The following is a 21,600-nucleotide window of genomic DNA, read 5'->3' as shown; positions in this document are numbered from 1 at the left end:
AGTAGCACAGCCACTGGCAACCACAGCAGCAAAAGTCAGACAATGGCTGCCCCGGCGAGACTCGAACTCACGACTGGCGCTTAGGAGGGGGCGGTTATAAGCAAAATTAAATAAATAATAGATTTAGAATCAACAACTTAACTTCGATAAAAATTTCGTAGTACTTATGAATAGTAGTGATTAATTTAAGATTTTATAATTTTTTATAAATAGAGATCGGTAAAATGGCGTCCCCGGCGCGATTCGAACGCGCGACCTTTCACTTAGGAGGCGAATGCTCTATCCTGCTGAGCTACGAGGACGTTAAAAGTTTCCAGCCAGATGATATAAAAAATTTCGAGTAGTGTCACAGCATTAAATGTGTATTTCTTTCTATTAGCGCTCATTAGTCTGTTTTTTGAGCGAATGCCTCTCTGTATTATGAGCTCAACTAAAAGAAGCTAAGTTCTTCAAAACCTTGGTTGCTTTGTCTATCATTAGCAAGTACCTGAGTATTCGACGCAAGCACAACGGAAATTTCGTCTATTAACGACTTCTCTGCTGGAGTGAGAGGAATGTTGTCATAGCTGACACTGCCTGATTGAACTTCATTTTTTAATTTGTCGATAATTTTATCAAGAAATAATAGTGTATTTGAGTATCCACTCGAATAACTCATTTGCATTGTTAATTTGCTTATTTCGAAAAGTCTTCTGTGAATTTCGAGAAGATGTACACTCGAATAACTAGCTTTGGATTGAAAACTTAGAAACTGCTGAGTTTCATTAACAGAAATGTGTTTTTTAGTCATAAGATGACCCCTCATATGTTTTTGTTTTTATTTTAGGTATGTAGGCTGTCGAATTAATAGAAGCAATAGTGTTGTAGTACTTGTGTTTCCATGATTTGACTGCATCTAATAGTAATTCAATTTTCGATTGCAAACTTGCAACAGAGCTTTCAAGAGATCTAATTTTGTTCTCTTTTTCGGTAATTTGATTGAGTAACCTTTGCTTAACAGTCGCAAGTTTCTCAACTTTTTCTGACTCGGTATCTAACTGCTCACTAAGCATCTTCTCTCGTTTAGTTGCATCACCGAGTTTCAACATTAAATAATTTATTTTTCTTTTACTGAAGCCGAAAATGCTATCTGTTAATGACGCCTTTGAAAAATTTTCGAACTCTATGCTTTTTAAGAGCGTTTCATTTTGACGAACTAAATTTAAGTTGTCGAAATTCACCTGCGCTATTTTACTAAGAATGTCGGCATTTAACCTTTCAGCTTTAATTAACTGCTGCTGCCTTTTGGCATTCTGCTGTTCATAAACCCATTCTTTACGGGTTAGTTTCCTAGTCTTTGGGCCGATGCGGGCAAGACCGCATTCAATTCCCACTTTTTGATAATACCGATCCTGCTGGTCACGCATTGCTTGCTTATATAAACGGCTTCTGAGTTTGCCAGACCCCTGCCCACTATCAGGTACAGAATCTCTTAATTTCATTCCAAAGTGAATGTCTCGAATGTTAAGCCTGTTTTCATCGTCCATTTCCGGGTGGCAGTAGAAATGGATATGGGGGTAAGACTCGTCCAAGTGAATGACAATAGATTTTAATGCATTGCCGTATTCTGATTTTAAAAAGTCTACGTTTAAGCTCAGCCATGTCTGAAAGTCGGAGTCGTCTAAACCAACCTCAGCTGAAGCTTTCGGAAAGCTTGCAATGCCGCCAAGCAGAATTTGAGCATCGCTACGTAACTTTCGACCGAGGGAGTCTTGGGCAATTTCAGCTTTTTGCAGCAGATCATCAGCGACTTTGCATGGCCACGACCCGTAAAGCAATTTCGGGGATTGGGGATTAGCTATATGTAAACAGGCATTAGCATGTCGTTCTGCTTCTCGAACTACACCGAGGATGCTCTGCTTTTTTCCGGTTCTGCTCGCTATCCGTGAGTAAGTTTCTACATGAAAAAATTGATAACCGCTCATTTTGAATCTCGCAGCGAAGCTGACAGGCGCAGTATGAAGAATGAATACTGCTAGTCTGTCACTAGCTGTTTATTTATACAGTTATATTACTCGTTATTTTTAATAACCTCAAGAAATATTAAAAGTATTTATTATAACTAATTGAGCTTATCGAGCTATTGATGTTAACTCTAAATATTCAAATATTTGGCGGTAAACATGTCAGAAAAGTTTTTTAGGATGCCTCATTCACTCGAGCATTTTCACGATAAAAATCTCAGATATATATCAAGTTACGCAAAAGGACTATGTACGTCATGCGTTCGTATTGATAACAATCAATATGGCGATATCTTTGGCGAGTGGACTGACGAATTTTTGCCAATAGACAGGCAAAAAACGAAAATTTACTTACAAGATTGGAGCAATATCAAGAGAAAGTTACTCGCTCTCGTCCATAAAAGTTTGTTTGAAGACGATAGAGCTAAAGGGAAAATTGGTATCCATTCTCAAAGTCCATTTGTCGGTAACAGAACATTGAGCCTGAGAAGAGAACAACTGCTAAGTAACGAGCGTTTCTTATCTAAACACTTTAATGTAAGTCCGGGAGAAATATCCACTTTAAAACTTATATCAAAACGGTCAAAAATGTTCTTCGCTGAAAAGTATAACTTTTGCACGGGAATTCAAGAATATGCCAAAGACCTTGGCTACCACTGTCTATTCTGCACAATGACTGTGCCTGCTCACATGCATGCAAATCCAACGAATCGCAGTTCCAGCTGGGATGGTACTAGTGCTAAACAAGCTCATGATTATCTCGTTCAAAACTGGAAAAAATTTACAAACGACCTTAGTCGCGAAAAATATAATATTAAGATGAGTGAAGGTGACATCTTTGGAGTCAGAGTTATGGAGGCTCATTACAGCGGAACTCCGCATATGCACGTATTGCTATACAGCAGTCCTGCATACACAAAGGAAACGCTGCCAAATTTGTTAAAAAAACACTTCGGAGAAACCAGCCAAGCACTGACTTTGTCACATTTTTCATTATCAAGTACAGAGCCATCGCCGCCGACGAGTTATATGATGAAGCATTTAGCTGGCGCAATAGATGATTCAAGTGATAACAAAGCACAAGAAAAGGCGAAAAGGTTAGACGCGTGGAAGAGCGCGCTAGGAATCCGTACATTTCAATCTTTTGGTAAAACTGCGCCGATAACAAAATGGCGGTTATTCAGAAAACTGTTTACTAAGTTTTATAACTCTGAACTGACAATGCTCCCAGAAACAGACGAGTCCAAAATAAAGCAGTTTAAAGAAAATGGTGTAACAGCATTAGCTTATAGAACAATGCTGGCAACGAAAACGCCTAACCTTAAAAATGGTGAACATTTAAAACGGTTTTATACTGATTTTATTCATATATTAACAAAGCTAGAGGCAACAGGGCACGAATTGCTTATCAAAGAAATGTACAAAGATAAATATGGTAAAGAAAAATACAGGATAGTTGGAATTGATATCGGATTTATCAAATTTATATTTACTAGTCCGATGAGTTATTGACAAGATAAATTAAAACCAATAACTCCAACTGCGTGGAGTTATTCAACTTTTCTATTTATTTGGGGCTCTAAATCATTGATAAATAAGTGTGGGGAAGTTACGTACAATTACCCAAATAAGATGAATCAGCTAAACAGAATAGTTGAATTAGTTTTGACTTTATCTGACAAATCGTATTGAGAAGGTGAGAGTTACGATTATTCATTTGACTGTAATTTTTTAACAATCTGTCAAACATATAGTTTCAACTCCCACCCCATGCCTTAAGTTGCGCAATTACAACAACAAACGTCAGAAGTATAACAGCGCCTGTGCAGTCTGCGTTGTAATTGCAATCGCATTATGCTGGCATTTTTTCTGTTTTGGTGACGGTGATTTCACGCTCAAATTCAAATACACTCATAACAACAAACTGCAAATGATGGGAAGTATCAAAAGCCACCCAATCCTTTAAGTTTCCTTTCAACAATCTATTTGAGCAGTCTTCGATCCGCTGATCACCCCAACTGAAATCAGCACCAAGATAATATCCAGATCCAATAACTTCTTCTGACAGATCATACATTTGCTCACCTTTATTACCATGCATCCTAGAGTGGCCTCGGGCTATGAAATAGTTGTCTTGGATGGTATAGCGAATTTTTCCGTTTGCATGAGGTGTTTTTATTTCAGCAGAATGAGGACTAACCACCCCATAATCTCCAAAACCGATATCAATAGTACTACGGATTATTTTCCAAGCAACGTATTCACGTCGTAATATAACTTCATTTGAGTCTTGCTTAGGTACCATATCTGTAATAAAGGAAGTCAATGAGCACCCAGCCATTGTTAACTTTGAAAATTCAAAAGGCTGTAGTAACTTGTTTGCTAACTCAATTTTGCTACAAATGTCGACAACAGAAGAATTTGACACATCCCCTAAGTCTAAAATGACAATACATTCAGACGGTGTTAGCTGTAATGTATCTATGATATCTGTAATAACATCTTGAAAATGCTCTTCATCGTACATGTCGTCAAACGCATATGACTCCAGTCTAATACAGAAAGAATCTGATTGAAGTCTAATTGATTCAAGAGCCTTTACATATTGAATATCTTCCCAACGGTCATAACCGACTACTACTGTTACGTCTGCGCTTTTTGACAACAAGTAATTATATGAGAAATTTAAAATATGTTCCCCACCTTCCACAGTGCTATCTGGAGACCACTTATCAATATCAAACATAAGTGGCAACTTACCCCTTGCAGAAACTATTTTATTCAAAGTGTCTGTTAAAAACATCTTTTTGGGAAATGCTTCATTTATATACTTTTTTCGTTTTTGTACTTCATCTGAGAAAATTGGCATTTCAAACAGAGGAAACATACGCCTGTTTGTTTCAGGTTTGATGTGTTCCAACGCATCAAATTCGCCTTGCTTTGCGTTCAAAATTGGGACGTAGATCGGCTTAATCATTTTGTTTCCTCCACATAAAATTTATGAAAGTGTTTTCTAACCTCTCCATACCCCACCAAATCGGCAAACACTTTGTAATTACCAGTTTCTCGTCTAATTCTCCCTGCGATAATTGCAGGGTGAATCTTCAAATCTTTAGCAAAATTCTCAATTGCTTCCTTTGAAGGCCGCAAATATGCTTCACTTCGTTTCCAAACAACCCTAGGAATAAAAGTGTCTCGTGCAATTCTGTTAGCTTCTGCCTCAATTTTATCTTCAGTTGTTCTTTCCAAGTCATCAACAAAAGTAGAGCCAGTATCAAGATGTTTCCATATGTGAACAGTTTCATGCAGAAGAGTAAACCAAAAATTATCCAGTCGATCTTCTCTAATCGTTAGCCCAATAACTGGATTACCAGCGGGAGTTTTTAAAGCAGCACCATCTAAGGACATTCCTTTCAAGGCAGGTTCAATCACAACCTTAATTCCATACTTTGCTAAAAACTCAACTGCGAGCTTTGGGCCATCATCAAACCAGCTCAAATGAGCAAGCTCTCTTAAGACTTCTTTATCAAAACGCTCAAGGCTAAATTCACTAGTTACTGGATTATTCGTAGCTTCTTGAACTACCTTAGAAAGCCATGCAAAAATGCTGTACTTTTTATTCGGCGAATATGCTTCACCTTGTAGCCTTCTCTTAAAGGCGGCTAATGGTTGATAGTTATCTTCGCTGAGCACACCTATAAATTGTTTCAATTGCTCTTCTACTGAGATGCTAATCCTACCTTGACTCTGAATGTTTGCTATCCACCCTCTTGCAATCATTTCACTCAAAGGGAAAAGCTTCCAGTTAACTGATTCACTAGTTTTAGGTTCTTGAACTTCGTCAACGTGTAATCCGATTAGTGTATCTACAGATATACCTAATCCAATTGATATAGCTTTAATCATTTGCACAGTTAAAGGTCGCTTACCAGACAGAACCTCAGAAACCCTGCTTTTAGTCCCAAAATATGGAGCCAAATCAATTTGTTTAAGCCCTAACTCACTCATTCTAAACTTGATGGCTTCGATTGGGTCAATGGGCTCTATCGGGAAATTCGTTTCTTCGTATTTCTCAATAAGCAAAGTAAGCAATTCTATTTTATCGCTTTCAGAAGATCCGGGCGCAGGGGACATGCTCAATAATGCTTCGCACTCGTTCAAATATGCGTTGTATTGATCTTCTGTTCTTATAATTTTCAAATATTGCTCACTCATAATTTTTTTTCACACTAGTAACAATAGCTATACGTCTTTCAAAACACAGCTGGACATGAATTGCGCTTCCTGATTGTGCAACTGAGAAAATGAATTTGTCAGACGAGACTTGCCTCGCCAATGGGTAACAGTTCAAAACATGCTCTTGGTTCAGCCATGTATTACTTTTCACTTCATTCACCCATGCAGATATCCAAATATCCGTTGTAGCTTCATGCCCCAAAAGGCCGAAGAGTCGTTGCAGTCCAATCAATCTCATAGAAGTTCTCAAATTGGGAATCACATTAGTGTAAACCTTTAACTCAGTCAAGTAAATTCCCAAATGTGGAATTTTTTTCAACTGAACACATATGTGTCGACATGGGGACAAAATTGGTTAAATTAAAGCCTATGCTGATTTTTTTTTCTGAGTCTGTCCAGAAACTGGCAGAATTTGGAATCACATAGCTCTACCCTCTGATTCACGGCAGTCAGCTGGCATGAATTAAGGGGAGTGGTGGAATACACCGTGCATCTCTCAGGCACTCTTTTGTAAAAGGACCAAAAAAGAATCTCTGATATGGAAATCCTCTCAGTAACACTGTAGTGAATATTTATTCGGTGACGTGCTTTTCATAAGCTTGAATATGGTAAAAAGAACTAAAATTTTGATTAAAAAATAAGGGTCTTAATGAGTAAAAAATTCAGTAGCAAATACGGTGTTGAGCACGCTCTCGATTTGTATGCAAGCAGCTTTGTTACCTTATCTGCCGAATTGATTTATAACAAAGAGAAATTGCAGCAGTACCGGAGCACGATAGATAACTGCCATATTTATATTATTGGGTATTTACCGATTGTAAATTTTATTTCGGCTGAACAAGTCGGTGATAGCCTAGAGTTATCATTTTCAGTGTTGAATGAAAATAAAGTTGTCCGCATCCCTAATATACCTCCTCATCTTAGTTTTCATATTGAAGATGGCTATCACTACCTCACCGATAACAATGGTCAAAGGTATTGGTTTGAAGAAATGGAGATGCTACATATGCTCCATCAACAAACTAATGAGATTAACTTTGAAGTCAAATACATAGGGCAAGCTTATGGAGAGGATGGCTCAAGAAGCGCCTTAGATAGACTACTTAAACACGAAACCCTTCAAAGAATTGCAATTAAAGGTGCTCCTAATGGGTATAAAATATCATTACTATTATTAGAAGTTGAACCAAATACAAGTTTGGTAACAGCTTTCATCCCAAGCAAGCAATCAAAAGAATCAGACAACATGAGAATCAAAGCTGGTCTTGATAAGTTATTTAACACATCTGAATCAGAAAGAATATCGCTATACGAAGCTGCCATGATTCGTTATTTCTCACCAGAATACAATAAGGAATTCAAAAAAAGCTTCCCATCTACAAACCTTAAGATACTACAAGATTGCTACAACAAAGATTTTTCATCAATATTTGCTCAGATTTGCATAGATGAACTTCCATTTAATTTATTTTCAGAAAAAGTACGCCCTAGCAAACACCATATATCAAAGAATGACTTACACAATGACAATGACCGCAAGGTGTTTTTTTCTATTTGGTAGAATGTGTATCACCACATAAAAATGATAAATATGCATATACCATGCTAACACGCTAAATGGAGAGTGGCTGTGGAAACAATTTTCCCTGACAAAGATATACGCGCTAAGTTCGATAAAAACTTAACTATCAGTTACTATAAAATGAAAGATATGGATGAAATATCAAAAATAGAGCCAGATTCTTTATTTGGAATAGGCGCATATGCTTGGATGCATTATGTAGAATCAAGTAAAAAAATAGACCCCCGCTTGTTAAGCAATCATTTCGATAGTAGAAATCCATTTCTCTATTTAGAAGTCGAAAAAATAGTCAAAAAACCGATCGTTCACGATGCAATCCTTGTGTACGCAAAAGTGGATGATCCCAATTTAAATTACAATATTTGTGCTCAACTGCTACTCGCCAAAGTTCATCCAAACAAATTATATCTAGCGGATGTAGAGTTCAGCAATCCCTATGAACCAGTACCAGAAAGCGATAGAAAGCATGATTTTCATGAGTATCGTAGTCTTGGTCTGTTCGCAAAGCTACTCTTGAATACTATTAATTATGCAAAAAATGAGGGAATATCTGATATCTGCCTCACCGCAGCTACACTTGAACAAGTTCGATACTTTGAGTCACATGGATTTTCCATCGAAAACACCTCTTTTGCCAAAGAAGCATTAAAATATGGAATGAGCATTCCAATGGTATATAAATGCATTTGAGTTCAAATAATCTAAATTAGACTGAGAATTATGATTAGAAATTACTACATTGACGAGAGCGGAAACTCGGGGGATGTACTTAGCACCGGTGACCAGTTGAATTTTCATGGGCAACCTGTATTCTCACTAGCATGTATTGGTGTGCAAGACACTAAGAAGTTAGAAGATTTTATTCTTCGGCTTAAAGATAAATTTAAAATAAAAACTGCTGAGATTAAATCTACAAATATTTATCGCAAATACCCAAAGTTTATTAGCCAGCTCGTGAGTTTTTTAGTTGAAGAAAAATACCCGATATTTATTGAAGTTGTAGACAAGAAATATTTCATATCTGCGAATATCGTAAATTGTCATATAATGCCTGCATACTCATACCCTAAGACAACCAATGAATTGCAAATCGTTAAGAATCAATGCGCTGATTTCATTTACAACAACGCGCCTGATTCAGTATTTATTAATTTTATTGAATGTTGTAAATCACCATCAAATGAATCATTAATAGAGTCATTTAAGGAAGTTAAAAAATTCATTGAAAATCACTCACCGACAGATGGGCTTTCCAATTTTATACTAAGGAGCATTGATGCTAGTATTGATGACTATAATGAACTAACTCAAAGTCAAGAAAACAAAGCAGTTTTTTCATTTATACCAGTTCCTGATACAAGTAAAAGCGGTAAATCGATATGGATGTTACCGAATTTAAGTTCATTTACAAATATATATGCCAGAATAAATCAGTTTTCTCGAGGAAATATATCAGAAGTAAAAATAATTCATGATGAGCAAGTTCATTTTGATGAAATAATTACAGCTAATAAAAAAATCCTCGAAGATACAGATTTCACTAACGTAATAGTCACATCTACTGCGGAATATTCATTTTCTGAAACGGCTGATTTAGAGTTTTCTGAATCCCATAATCATTGTTCTTTGCAAGTCGCAGACTTGCTAGCTGGTATGACTATGCGATATGTGCTTGAAAAGATTCAAAGCGTGGCGAGTAACCAAGATATTATAGATGCATATGATTCAATATTGCGAGCATCCAATCCTTATATTGGACTTGGCATTAATTTAGTTACTACTTATGATACACATAGAAAAATTAATTTTAGTTCAGAAGCCATTCTGAAACAAAAATAATTTAAAAAAATATAAAGGTATTACATATTTAAAAAATTTCCAGCGAGTAGATTTATTTATTGAAATTGCAACCACATATCGATCTCACTGTCTTGTAGCTTGCCCGAGTCGATTTGTTTCCTAACTAAATCTACAAAGGCCTCGTAGTCGACAAGTGCCATTCGATTGCCATCAAATAGACGTTTAACCTTATAGATGTCCCAGTATTTTTTTAATGTCTCCGGTAGTTCCAATTCTGTAGTATCTATTACCTTACCCTCAACGGATACTTCAGAAGACTTAGAAGAGTCTGAACGCATCACGTTTTTATCGGGGTTCTGAAAATGTGAAAACACAGGCTTGGCACGTTCTTTTTTAACTTTCGCGTAATGTTTTCGAACCATATCTGATGAATTTCCACTGTATTCAGTTACTTCATGAAATTCTAAATTTTCAGCGAGGTTAGTAATAAATGTGTGCCGAAAATCGTATGGCTTAGCATTCTTCCCGCAATCAAAATGCTTTTTAAAAGCGCGCCAAACCGGACGCATGACGTTGTCGGTTGCATGGGCTGGAGCCCCGTTAGTTCTCTCTATCGTGTTTCTCGATTGTAGTCGTCTCATGGGTAGAAAATGACCAACTTCGTTTGTATGGCTTAAGTATTCAGTGCTGGCCAAATATTCTCTAACACGCTCCCAATAATATGGATTTTCCACCGGAACTGTACGCGTTTTTTTGTGTTTTGTAGATATGCTGCCCGGTACAACTATTTCTTGCTTTTTTATTCTGAAATTTTCAGTGTAATTTCGATACACTTCATGATTTCTAAGACCTGCCATCATCATAGATGCTAGAAGCAGTTTTCCCTGCATTGAGCCCGGAGCTTTCTCGAAAATAAAACGAAGGGCAGTATCTGCATTCACATCTATGACATTGATCTCTTTCTTATCATAGTCTGCGTCCTTAAAATGAAATGTTTTATCACGAATCGGGTTGGAAGAAATGTATCCCGCCTTAACGCATATATTGAACATTGCATTAATTTCGGTATACGCCTTGCGTTGTGAGTCAAGATTTTTGGCTTTAGCTATGCCGGTGGTTGGATTAATTTTTGGGTTACACCAGTCGACAATAAGCTCATTAACCCAGCATTCCTCTACATCCTTTAACCTCTTATGCCTTTTATCGCCAAGAGCTCGCCTTATGCTTGCTATTGTTCGTTTTGCAACGGGTTTAATAGAACTGTTTTGAATTTGAAATTCCTTACGGTCCTGTGAGTATTGCCGGTCTAGATAATCTTCAATAGTCCATTCAGATATGTGAGCTACAGAAGCGTTTCTTGCTTCTAGAAATCGAACCGCTTCAGCTAATCGCTCTTTTGCAATACGAACAACCGCTTCAGCTTTGCTGTAGTAACTCTTACTGGTGTCTCCTGTCCACCGACCTAAGCTGTGGCACATTTTGTTCTGATAACGAAAATAAAATGTTTTTGTGCTTTTCTGAATACGAAGCACAAGGATGGCATTTTCAATTTTTTTGCCATTTTTATCAGAGATTTCACCTCGATGATAAAAATCGATACCGCCGGGCGAGCTACAGAACGGTAGTTTTGCTATGTGCTTATCATCAAACTCGAAAGTAGTGTGGGAATTTCTTTTCCTCTTCAGATTCGGGATTAATCGATCTATTACACCATCTAGCTTCGTGAAGTCTTCTTTTGCAACAACGTTTGTGTTTACCTTCGCAACCATAACCAGCCTAAAAAATAGCCATCGAGCTGTTTTGCTCCTCTGCCTGATTATAGTTGTTTTCGTAGTACTTTACAGTGAGTTTATAGTACTTTTTCTAAGATTTAGGATATTTATCAGAAATAATGAAAAACGGCATTTTGGAAGGAGCTTTTACTTAAATGCATGTTTTAAATAGGAATTTATTTATTACTTTTAATAATAAAAATTAGATTTAATATATACTTCATGCAAAACCACCCCTTAGGAGGCACCCGTTATATCCAGTTTAACTACGAGGCAGTACCGTACTACCCTATCATAGCCTGTTGCTGGCGTGAACACCCGACGCACTGACTGCCGAAACTTTCAGCAATATCATCCTGTTTTACCACCAAAGCTGTCGTTTCAGCATTGTGGATCTGGCACCGAAGGTTCGACCCGATCAGATTGTGCCTCCGGCTCTGCCGCCACACAGCGGTGCCGGCCCTGATGTTTGGCCTGATACAAAGCTTTATCTGCGGCGGCGATTAATTCACTGGCTTGCATCAGAGTCAGTCCTGTGCTGGCAAGGCCAATACTGACGGTCACAAAGCGATAAGGCGACAGTGGATGTGGCAAACCACCGTCGGCGACCGCCTGCACCATCGTCTGCCCCAGCAACACGGCATCCTGCCATCTGCTGCCAGGCAAGATACAGATAAATTCTTCGCCACCAAAACGAGCCAGTACATCCGATGGTCTTTTCAGGCAGGACGCCAGCAAACGGCAGACCGATTTCAGGCAATCATCGCCCTGCAGATGACCAAAATGATCGTTGTATTGTTTAAAAAAATCAATATCAATCATCATCAGGGTCAGCTCATGCTGCTGCCGTTGCGACAGAGACAATTGTCGCGTCAGATAATCATCGGCAAAGCGGCGATTCCATAAATTGGTCAGCCCGTCGATAAACGCCAGTTGTTTCAGGTACTGATTTTGCGAAGTCAGGGTGATCTGGGCTCTGACCCGGTTTTTCAGTGTGACATGATTCACCGGTTTGAGGATAAAATCGCTGCAACCCACCTGCCAGCATTGATTTTCTTCGGCCTGCTGCTCCAGCGAGGTTACAAAAATAACTGGAATATCCGCCAGTTGTGGTTGCGCTTTTAACTGTCGGCAGGTTTCAAGTCCGTCCATCTGTGGCATGGCGATATCAAGCAGGATTAGATCCGGTGGTGTTTTTTGACAAAAGGCCAGCGCCTGGCTGCCGGAAGTTGCCATAAAGACTTGATACTCAGTGGCCAGGATTTGATAAATGACCTGAATATTCACCGGCTGGTCGTCCACCACCAAAACCCGGGGTTTTTGTCCGCCATGTAACTGCAATAAAGTTTCAGGAAGTCTGTTCACTGGGTTCCCTCTGCAACTGGCCAAGCAGCGTTTGAACAATAGCGACCGCAGCGGCGAAATCGAGCTGATTCATCAGTTTGTCTAACAAACTAGTACTGGCCGCATCTTGTAGCGCCAATTGGCGTTGCAACACGGCAAAACGCGCTACAGCGTGCATATCGGCCGCCGCCAATTCTCCAGCCAGATATTGCAGCTCCGTCACCAGCAACTGCGGCTGCGCTAATTCAGCTGCAATCGTTTTAGTAGCGTTGGTCAGTTGCAACAACTGTTGCAACAACTCCTGCCAATGCAACAGGGTCTGACGTAAAACCTGTAAACTTGCCTCATCCGGCGCCTGGCTTTGTTTTTCATAGTTCGCCAGAATTTGCATCAGTTCACTCAGGCCAAGGACTGCCGCTGTACTGCGCAGTTTACGGCAACACCAATGCAGATCCGTCAGAGCTAAGCGCTCAGCAGAAGCCTGTTGCAGCCAGTGCAATTGCTGTTGTAACTCAGTGCAGAAAATTTGCACCGTTTTATGATACACCAGCAACGAATTACCCAGTCGTTGTACTGCGGTATCCAGCTGGATTTGTTGCTGCTGACAAAACGCCTGCAAACCGGCAGATAACGGACTGCCACTGGCTGCAACGGGCAGTAACTGAGTCTGCTGCCGGCTGGTTAACCTGATAATCACCTGCACCAGCGCATGCATATCAAAAGGTTTCACCACATGCTCATCCAGCCCGCCAGCCAAAGAGGCCAATTTGTCTGCCAATGAGGGCAGCACACTCAAAGCGACCAGCGGTAGCGTCCGGTATTGCGCTTGCTGCCGGATGCTGGCAGCCACTTCAAAACCATCCTGATCCGGCAGGGTTAAATCCAGTAACAACAAATCAAAGGGCAACAAACTGCCGGCCAGCTCAGCCAGCGCCTGCAGACCTGTGGCAGCCGTCACCACAGTACAACCTTCGTGCTGGAGTAGTGCCGCCCCCAACTGGCGATACCAGGGATTTTCATCCACCAGTAATAACCGCAAGCCAGACAACCGTCCGGTCACAGCTAACGCAGGATCAGGCCGGGCGCAAAAAGGCGCTTGTAAGGCATCCTGCAGGGTCAGGTAAAAGCTGCGGCTATGACAAGGTTTCAGTAACACTGAGTCCACCGCGGGCTGCGCCCTGTTTTGCCAGTAACGGCTCAACGCCTGGCGCTGAAACGGCGTTGCCAGCAAAATGATTGGGCAAGTCAGTGCCGGTTGCAATTGTTTGAGCTTGCTCGCCAACTGACAACCATCTAGTTCTGGCAATCGCCAGTTCAATAAAATCAGTTGAAAGCGGCTGGCATCGGCCTTGATCAGATTGCACGCCTGCTCGGCATTCCTGGCCAGCACAGGTTGATAACCCAGTAATTCAGCCTGGCGCAGCAACACTGCCGCGCTATCGGCACAGGGTTCAACCAGCAGCAGTGCACTGCCGGCCGCTTTGGCCTGCTCACTGTAATCAGCGGGATTATCCAGTTGGGTCAGCCAGAGCTGAAAAAAGCAGCTATTGCGCCCTGCCGCACTCTGAAACTGAATTTGTCCTCCCATCAGCTCTACCAACCGCTGACACAGCGCTAAGCCAAGCCCTTGCTGGACCGATGCCTCTACAGGCGCTGCCGGTAATGGTGACAATGCTGAGCTTAACAAAGGCTCGGCGGTGGTGATTGAGCTTGCCAGATTAAAGCTCAGACTAAATTGCAGTAGTACCTGCGCCTCGGCGTGCGCCATTGGCTCAATACGTAATATCACATGGCCAACCCGGGCGGATTTCAGTGCATGCAGGGTCAAATTCAGCATCACTTGCGCCAGTCGTTGGCTATCTGCTAACACTTGTGCCGGTACCTGACTGGCAATATCAAAAATCAGTTCCAGATCCGTCAAGGTCAACTCATGTTTCAGTTCCTGACTCATCGTCTGCAATAAAGCAGACAGTTCCACCCGTTGCAGATCAAGCTGGACCCTACCGGTTTCAACCGATGAAAAATCGGTAATATCCTGCAGCAAACTGGTTAACCTGCTACAAGCGGTTGAGGTTGCTGTCAGATATTGCAACTGACGGCCAGTTAAACCACTGTGCTGTAAATGTTGCAGCTGTTGCAGCAGCAGCTCAACTGGTGCCCGTATTTCATGACTAATATTATTCAAAAAAGCGGATTTAGCGTGATTAGCGGCATCCGCCAGCTCTTTCGCCTGCGCCAGCTCTGCTTCTTTGGCTAATTGATTGCTGATATCACGACCAACAAGATAGACATAAGAGTGCTCGGCCAAATCGATTTGCGCCATGGTGAGCGACACTGGCACCGTCTGGCCGTCAAAACAGCGATATTCTTGTTGTAACCTGAGACTGGAACTGTGGCCGAGCAGTGCCAACTGCTGTTGCCAGTCGCTTTCATCATAGTCGGCCAGTAACTGGTTGATGTTCAGTTGCAACAACTGCTGGTCGGAATAACCAAGCGCCATCGCCATCGCAGTATTCGCTTTGAGCACCCGGCCGTCCTGATATAACCAGAGCACTAAATCCAGTGTTTGCTCGGTCGAGACTTTTGCCAGCGCCAGTTCAAATTCCAGTTGTTGTTGCTTGGTTAAATCGTCGGCCACCCCCAGATAACCGATCACGGCTTGCTGTTCATCCAGCAGTGCCGTGATCGTCAGATTGACCAGAATACGATGCCCCGCTTTATGCACATAATGCCATTGCGCGGCGTCAGCCTGCCCTGGGCTGACTTTCGCAACAAAAACCGTAAAACCGGTGTCAATCCGTTGCCCCAGCTCAGCTGAAAATTGTTTGGCTCGTTGCCGGATTTCAGCGGCATCATGAAACAGTTGCGGGCTGGCAAGCCCAATCAGCTCTTTGGCCTGATAACCTAACAACAATTCAGCGGCCGGATTAAATGCGGTAATAGTCCCAGTTAAATCTGTCGCAATCACGGCATAGTGAGTACTGTTGAGCATGGATGTCTGCAAAGCGGACACTCGGGCGATTTCAGCGGTACGCGCTAATACTTGCGCTTCCAGTTGCTGATTATGCTGCCGCACCAATAACTCAGCCGCTTTCAGTTGACGGATATCATGGATTGTCATCGCAAAGCCCGTTACGTCATGCCGGCTGACATCAATCGGACTGGCATTAATCGAGACAATGATCGACTGACCCTGCCGGTTTTGCCTGACCGTATCCAGGCCATGGATGTTATAACCTGCCATCAGTTGATTGAGTAACCAGGCTTCCTGTTCTTGCTGCTCTGGCGGCACAATCAGTTCTGCCAGCGTTTTGCCCAGGCATTCAGCTTCAGTGTAACCAAATAAATCCGCTGCCGCCGGATTCCAGCTCAGTACCTGCCCTTGGTGATCCAGGCCAATAATGGCCTCATTCGCATTGACCACGATGGCCGTTAATAACGACTTTTGCTGATTCAGATGCTGACGACGCAACCACAGGAGTTGTAGCAGCAATGAAAGCAGCATCGATAACACACTGACCAGCAAGCCATAATGCAGCCAGTCGGTGGGCTCGGGCAAATTCAGGCTGCTGATAAAATGCGGACTGGCGGTGGCTTCAATCTGCCAGTTGCGGCCAAACAGGGCTATTTTTTTCGCGGCGACCACGTCGGTGCTGCCGCCAGTCGCTGCTGGTAACTGGAAAAATGCAGTCCCGGCGGCTAAATCGATGATTCGCAATTGTAAATCAGGATCGACATCGGCTAACGGCCGCAAAATTTCATCGATTAACAAGGGTGCATAACTCCAACCCAGCAATTGTTGATAGCGCAACAATGGATCTGCCGACACCGCCCCCTGATACACCGGCAATAAAAATAAAAATCCCTGGCCGGTTTTTTCCGACTGCTGTACTAAGGTAATGGGAGCGGTCAGCGTTGGCGCATTGTTCGTCACAGCTTGCAGCGCGGCCTGTCGGCGGCTGGGATCAGAACCAATATCCAGTCCGACGGCGGCTTTATTGCGCTGATATGGTTCAACATACTGAATAATAAAAAGATCATTTTGATGTGGTTGCAATTGTTGCAGTACAAAAGGCAGACCTCTATCTTGGCTGGCCTGTTGCAGAAAGCCTGGCAACTCAGTCGTTTTGACTTTGCGAATAAACCCGAAACCGCGCGCACCCGGAAACTCCAGATTGATGTCACGACTCTGCGCATATTGCTGCATGTTTTCCAGTCGGTATTTATCCGCCCCAACGCTGACAATAGAACCACGCAAACCGCGCAAACCATATTGATACAAGGTAATGCGATCAATCACAGTGGCCGATAACCTCACCAGTCGTCGTTGCAATTCGGCCTGACTTTTTTGCTGGTTGATGGCATGCTGACCCAGCTCAGCCTGACAACTGAGATAAATCCCCGTCGTCAGCACCAACAAAGGTAACAATGCCAGCCGCAACAGGCTGAAAACCGACAAGTCCCGATACAGATTCGGCAGAAACATCTGGTATAGCATCCTTATTTTGTATTACATTTAGAAACAAATAGCCTAGCGCTTTGAAATTTCGCAGAAACTAATACAGAAAATTCAATTTATTGCCAACAAGCTCAGATATACTCGGCTGCTCGCGGGTCATGGTGCATGGTGCATGGTGCATGGTGCATGGTGCATGGTGCATGGTGCATGGCAAAAAGTTTCTGTTATCAGTGCAAGGTAGTCGATAAATTCAGCACTGGCGGCCTGCGGCTGATTTTTTTTGCAAATAAAGCTGCTTCACAGCAACATCAGCCTGTTTGGCAACGGTCAGAACAAGGAATTTTTATGCTGACAGCTACGTCAGTACAACAACGCAATAGCATCAAATTTTATGGCTCAGCTGGCCCGGTTTTACTGCTGGCACATGGTTTTGGTTGTAACCAGCAGATGTGGCGTTTTTTGCTGCCTGTGCTGTCCCAGCATTACCAGTTGGTGCTGTTTGATTATGTCGGTTCAGGTCAGTCGGATCTGAACGCCTATTGCCCACAGCGTTATGCCACATTACAGGGTTATGCCCAGGATATTATTGACATTATCACTGTGCTGGATTTGCAGGATGTCACCCTGATCGGCCATTCGGTCAGTGCAATGATCACTATGCTGGCGGCGGAGCAGTTACCAGGCCGGATCCGCAACTTAATCATGGTGTGCCCTTCTCCCTGTTACCTGAATGATTTACCGGCTTATCCGGGGGGATTTGACAAGACAGATCTGGTTGAATTACTTGATTTAATGGACAAAAACTATCTAGGCTGGGCGAACTACCTGGCGCCGCTGGTGATCGGAACGAATGACGAAATGTTCACGGGTGAACTGGCGGACAGCTTTTGTTCGACCGATCCGGTGATCGCCAAAAGTTTTGCCAAAGCGACATTTTTTACTGATTTTCGCGCTGAGCTCAGTCAAATCCGTCAACCGGTATTATTGCTGCAAAGCCAGTTCGATTCGTTAGCACCGCTGGCGGTTGGTCAGTTTATGCAGCAGCAGATCCCACAGGCTAAGTTGATGATTTTTGCCGCAAAAGGCCATTGCCTGCATATGACGCATCCGGTACAGGTGTCCTCAGCTATCCTGCAATTTTTAATGGAGTAACAGCTGTGCCAATCCTGACCCCCTTCAATGATGGTGTCACTCCCTGGCAAGATGGTTTCCCTTGCGCTTTATTAATCAGCAATACCGAGCGCCAAATCTGCTACGCCAATAGCTATTTAACCAGCCAGTTTGGTTTCAGTACTGCACAATTGCTGCAAATGCGCATCCATGATTTATTCAGTCCTGCGGCAAAAATTATGCTGGAAAGCTATGTGATCCCGCTGCTGCTGCATGAAGGACAATGCAAGGAAATACTACTGACCTTGCAAACACCCACTGGCGACAAAATGCCGGTCCTGCTGAATGCCCGCCTGCAACAAGCTGCTCAACAAGAGATTAAAATCTTCTGGAGCCTGTCCAGTGCAGGTCAGCGCGATAAACTTTATCAGGAACTACTGGTCGCCCGGCAACAACTGGAACACAAAGCCGGCATGCTGCAAACGTTGTCGCAAACGGATGAGCTGACAGGGTTATTAAACCGGCGGGCTTTTATCGAACGTGCCGAGCGCGCCTTGCAGTTGCAACAATATACCAGTAAGGATCTGGCGTTATTGATGCTTGATATTGATCATTTTAAAAGCATCAATGACCAGTTTGGCCACGATGCCGGTGATCAGGCGTTACGCCAACTGGGCCAGATGCTGCGACAGTCAGGCCGGCAAAGTGACAGTATTGCCAGATTTGGCGGCGAAGAGTTTATGTTGTTGCTGCCGGAAACTGATCGTCAAGCAGCGATCCGCCTGGCAGAGCGGCTGCGCAGCCAAGTACAGTCTATCCGGGTTGGCAAACAGCACCTGACCATCAGTCTGGGCATCAGCACTCTTGGTGCCGGCCAGACCGCCAGTTTTGCCTGGTTATTTAAACAGGCAGATCTGGCGTTGTATCAGGCTAAACATGCTGGACGGGATCAAGTGGTCGCTCAGCCTGACAACACAGACCCAGCGCATGACAAACCGGCTCAGGGCTGAATTTGTTGCAGCACCAGATGCGGTATTAAGGTACTGGCAGAGGCAATCACCTGATGCTGAGCAACAGAGACCACTCGGCTGTTAATCTGCACGCCGCGTCTGGTGGTCACTAAGGTGCCAACCAACAGATAATCCATCCCGACATTGCGCTGCAATTTTTTGATATCCCTGGATAATGCCAGATCGCCCTGCGGTCCGACCGCCAAATGGCGCGTCAGTTTAAACTCGATCACCTGCACGCCATACTCAGGTAACAAGGTCGCCATCGCTTCGGCAAACTGATTGCCCAGCGCATTGGTCTGGCGCAATGAATCGTCAAATTCAACAAAGCTACTGACGCCCATCTTGATGCCACTTAATTGCATATCACCGGCTAATTTAAACGCCAGTTGCAGCGCATAATCCGTCAATTGCTTGCGGCTATTGGCTAATTCCGGATACATCGAAGCAGCAACTGTGGTGTCAGCATATTGCATTTGCTCAGAAGGGAGCTGGCGCCGTTGCAGCTGTGGATTGGCTGCAGGTTGTTGCGGCGTCATCGCCACAGTGTTGAAGCCCCGTCTTTGCTGCTCCTTCGCCGCTTCTTCGGCGATGAGTTGCTCCAGTTGATCAGACAAAGGTTCAGCCTGGACGGACGTGGTCGCTTCGGCCATAGTGCGATCTGGCAACCCATTAATCGGTTGGGCCGTATCGTCCTGCTGCATCTCCTGCATCAAGCGCTCAGATTGTGGCTGACTGTCCTGTCTGGCGCTGGCTGGTTCACAATCACAACGCTGACTGCAACCACTGAGCACAGTCAGCAGTATCGTCAGCCCTATCAAAGCCGTTTTATTACTCACTGTTATTCACCTTGTTTCAGTAATAATTTGCCTGGCGTACTGGACGGTAATAACGCGTTGACCACCTGCTGCGGAACAAAGCCCTGGGCCGTCGCCAATACTTTTTTGCTGGCAACAGACACAATCCTGGCGTTTATTAAAGTGCCGCCCTGGTGCTGTACTAAGGTGCCACCGAGGACAAACTCAATCGGTTGCTCTTCGCGTAATTCCATAAAATCACGGCTGAAGACAAAATCGCCTTGTGGCGTGACCCGGATGTAATCTGTGGTTTTAAAATCCACCACATCCAAACCAAACATATGAATTTCATGCATAAAACCTTCGGATAACTGATTGCCAAGCAGATCAGTCTGATCATAAGCAGCATCCAGATAGACAAAGCTGGTGACACCAATAATCATCCCGGGTTTAGCCAAATCCAGATTCGCCACCAGATCATGCATCATGCCCTGAATATAATGATTAATAGTGGCCTGCCCCTGCGGCAGGTATTGTGCATGTTGTTTCACACCAGCCTGACGGGTGGCCTGATAAGCAGCACCGTTATATAACGAGGGCGTTACATACAAAGCCGCGGCCGTACTGTTTTGTGCCACCACCGGTACTTGTGCCGCCGGCTCATTGACCAGTGCCATCCGGCTTCTGGCGGCCTGTTCGGCGGCCATTTTTTCACTGGCAATTTTGTCCCATTTCTCCATAGAGGCGCAGGCGGTCAGTCCCAGGCTAAGCGTCAGCAAGCATAGTTTCGCTGTCATAAAATCCTCATTTATCTGGCTTGCAGTAGTCCAACCCTTATTAATCACCAGCCCGATACAGTTGTTGCTGACGCAACTGAACCTGTTCGGTACTGCCCAGCACATTGGCCGGGATCAGATCGGAAGCCGCAGCAATCACGGTATTGCTCTGGATATCGACCAGCCGGGCATTTACTGTAGTGTAATTTTCTGCCTGATGAATAGTACCGGCAATGACATAACGCACCGACTGCGCCGTCGCCAGTTCTGTGATGTCACGACTGAGCATCCGTTCATGGTCCGGGTAGACCTTCACTTGCGCTGCCAGTCGTAATTCCCGCACCTGATAACCACGCTGACTGGCAACTGTGATCATACTTTCCTGTAATTGCAGGCCCAGCATATTTTGCGACAAGTTATATGGATCCGGTGCTAGGGTCTGTAAACCGGTAAAACTTACCACCGCCATCGCACCTGGTGTGATAGGCCCCAGATCCTGAAACAGCCGGTCAGCCAGTCGCTCGCTGTAATACAATAACGGCGTGACGGCAAGTTGTTGCGTGCGGCGCTCGGCCTCAATGGCAGATTGTTGCCGCTCCGGTAATTGCACACAGGCGGTTAAAGCCAGCAATAAGCTGACAACGCCGGTCCGGTACCCTTTCATATCAACCCCCCCTGCCACAGCTGTGATAGCCGGCAACATCAAACTTG

Annotated in this window: 16 protein-coding genes and 1 tRNA gene; 6 read left to right on the top strand and 11 right to left on the bottom strand. The window is 43.5% G+C overall.

Going from position 1 to position 21,600, the window contains the following annotated elements; genetic code table 11:
- Positions 1 to 225: 225 nt before the first annotated feature.
- The 3 genes from AC53GJ_RS07880 to AC53GJ_RS07870 form a co-directional block, all read right to left on the bottom strand.
- Positions 226 to 302, bottom strand: a tRNA-Arg gene (locus AC53GJ_RS07880).
- 128 nt (positions 303 to 430) lie between these two features.
- A complete protein-coding gene (locus AC53GJ_RS07875; protein WP_496732074.1) occupies positions 431 to 790 on the bottom strand; it encodes a hypothetical protein in 360 nt (119 codons plus the stop codon).
- Entirely contained in the window at positions 783 to 1,964 is a 1,182-nt protein-coding gene (locus AC53GJ_RS07870) for a plasmid recombination protein (RefSeq protein ID WP_496732072.1), read from the bottom strand. Before AC53GJ_RS07870 ends, AC53GJ_RS07875 begins: the two co-directional genes overlap by 8 nt.
- 198 nt (positions 1,965 to 2,162) lie before the next feature.
- On the opposite strand from AC53GJ_RS07870, the gene AC53GJ_RS07865 reads away from it, so the two are divergent.
- A complete protein-coding gene (locus tag AC53GJ_RS07865) occupies positions 2,163 to 3,515 on the top strand; it encodes a replication endonuclease (protein ID WP_496732071.1) in 1,353 nt (450 codons plus the stop codon).
- 340 nt (positions 3,516 to 3,855) lie between these two features.
- Here AC53GJ_RS07865 and AC53GJ_RS07860 read toward each other — a convergent pair whose 3' ends face one another.
- Both AC53GJ_RS07860 and AC53GJ_RS07855 read right to left on the bottom strand, forming a co-directional pair.
- Positions 3,856 to 4,980: a beta family protein gene (locus AC53GJ_RS07860; RefSeq protein WP_496732070.1), complete on the bottom strand. Its 1,125-nt coding sequence runs from the start codon at positions 4,978 to 4,980 to the stop codon at positions 3,856 to 3,858.
- A complete protein-coding gene (locus AC53GJ_RS07855) occupies positions 4,977 to 6,218 on the bottom strand; it encodes an ImmA/IrrE family metallo-endopeptidase (RefSeq protein ID WP_496732069.1) in 1,242 nt (413 codons plus the stop codon). The genes AC53GJ_RS07860 and AC53GJ_RS07855 overlap by 4 nt, the downstream gene beginning before the upstream one ends.
- 670 nt (positions 6,219 to 6,888) lie before the next feature.
- On the opposite strand from AC53GJ_RS07855, the gene AC53GJ_RS07850 reads away from it, so the two are divergent.
- From AC53GJ_RS07850 to AC53GJ_RS07840, 3 genes are all read left to right on the top strand, one after another.
- A complete protein-coding gene (locus tag AC53GJ_RS07850) occupies positions 6,889 to 7,800 on the top strand; it encodes a hypothetical protein (RefSeq protein WP_496732067.1) in 912 nt (303 codons plus the stop codon).
- A 69-nt stretch (positions 7,801 to 7,869) separates the two neighbouring features.
- Positions 7,870 to 8,511 carry a GNAT family N-acetyltransferase gene (locus AC53GJ_RS07845; protein ID WP_496732066.1) on the top strand — a complete coding sequence of 214 codons (642 nt, stop codon included), beginning with the start codon at positions 7,870 to 7,872 and terminating at the stop codon, positions 8,509 to 8,511.
- Positions 8,512 to 8,541: 30 nt separating this feature from the next.
- Entirely contained in the window at positions 8,542 to 9,660 is a 1,119-nt protein-coding gene (locus AC53GJ_RS07840) for a DUF3800 domain-containing protein (RefSeq protein ID WP_496732064.1), read from the top strand.
- A gap of 56 nt (positions 9,661 to 9,716) precedes the next feature.
- On the opposite strand, the gene AC53GJ_RS07835 is transcribed toward AC53GJ_RS07840, so the two are convergent.
- The 3 genes from AC53GJ_RS07835 to AC53GJ_RS07825 form a co-directional block, all read right to left on the bottom strand.
- Positions 9,717 to 11,390, bottom strand: a complete 1,674-nt coding sequence (locus AC53GJ_RS07835; RefSeq protein WP_496732063.1) for a tyrosine-type recombinase/integrase — start codon at positions 11,388 to 11,390, stop codon at positions 9,717 to 9,719.
- Positions 11,391 to 11,774: 384 nt separating this feature from the next.
- Positions 11,775 to 12,758 (bottom strand): diguanylate cyclase, encoded by a 984-nt coding sequence (locus AC53GJ_RS07830; protein ID WP_496732062.1) that lies wholly within the window; start codon positions 12,756 to 12,758, stop codon positions 11,775 to 11,777.
- Entirely contained in the window at positions 12,742 to 17,223 is a 4,482-nt protein-coding gene (locus AC53GJ_RS07825; RefSeq protein ID WP_496732061.1) for a PAS domain-containing hybrid sensor histidine kinase/response regulator, read from the bottom strand. Before AC53GJ_RS07825 ends, AC53GJ_RS07830 begins: the two co-directional genes overlap by 17 nt.
- A gap of 318 nt (positions 17,224 to 17,541) precedes the next feature.
- Between AC53GJ_RS07825 and AC53GJ_RS07820 the strand changes: the two genes are divergently transcribed.
- Entirely contained in the window at positions 17,542 to 18,348 is an 807-nt protein-coding gene (locus tag AC53GJ_RS07820) for an alpha/beta fold hydrolase (RefSeq protein ID WP_496732060.1), read from the top strand.
- A gap of 5 nt (positions 18,349 to 18,353) precedes the next feature.
- Positions 18,354 to 19,316 (top strand): GGDEF domain-containing protein, encoded by a 963-nt coding sequence (locus AC53GJ_RS07815; RefSeq protein WP_496732058.1) that lies wholly within the window; start codon positions 18,354 to 18,356, stop codon positions 19,314 to 19,316.
- Here AC53GJ_RS07815 and AC53GJ_RS07810 read toward each other — a convergent pair.
- Genes AC53GJ_RS07810 through AC53GJ_RS07800 form a run of 3 tightly spaced genes read right to left on the bottom strand, consistent with a single transcriptional unit; the run spans position 19,307 to position 21,553 of the window.
- Positions 19,307 to 20,155: a FlgO family outer membrane protein gene (locus AC53GJ_RS07810; protein ID WP_496732056.1), complete on the bottom strand. Its 849-nt coding sequence runs from the start codon at positions 20,153 to 20,155 to the stop codon at positions 19,307 to 19,309. The genes AC53GJ_RS07815 and AC53GJ_RS07810 overlap by 10 nt on opposite strands.
- 2 nt (positions 20,156 to 20,157) lie before the next feature.
- A complete protein-coding gene (locus tag AC53GJ_RS07805; protein WP_496732054.1) occupies positions 20,158 to 20,910 on the bottom strand; it encodes a FlgO family outer membrane protein in 753 nt (250 codons plus the stop codon).
- Between the two features lie 40 nt (positions 20,911 to 20,950).
- Positions 20,951 to 21,553, bottom strand: coding sequence for a FlgO family outer membrane protein (locus AC53GJ_RS07800; protein ID WP_496732053.1), 603 nt, complete (start codon positions 21,551 to 21,553; stop codon positions 20,951 to 20,953).
- Between the last annotated feature and the right edge of the window lie 47 nt (positions 21,554 to 21,600).

This window comes from Rheinheimera sp. B2H12, from assembly GCF_059620065.1.
Note: the sequence above shows the minus strand (reverse complement) of the source record. Positions and strands in the feature narration are given on the sequence as shown.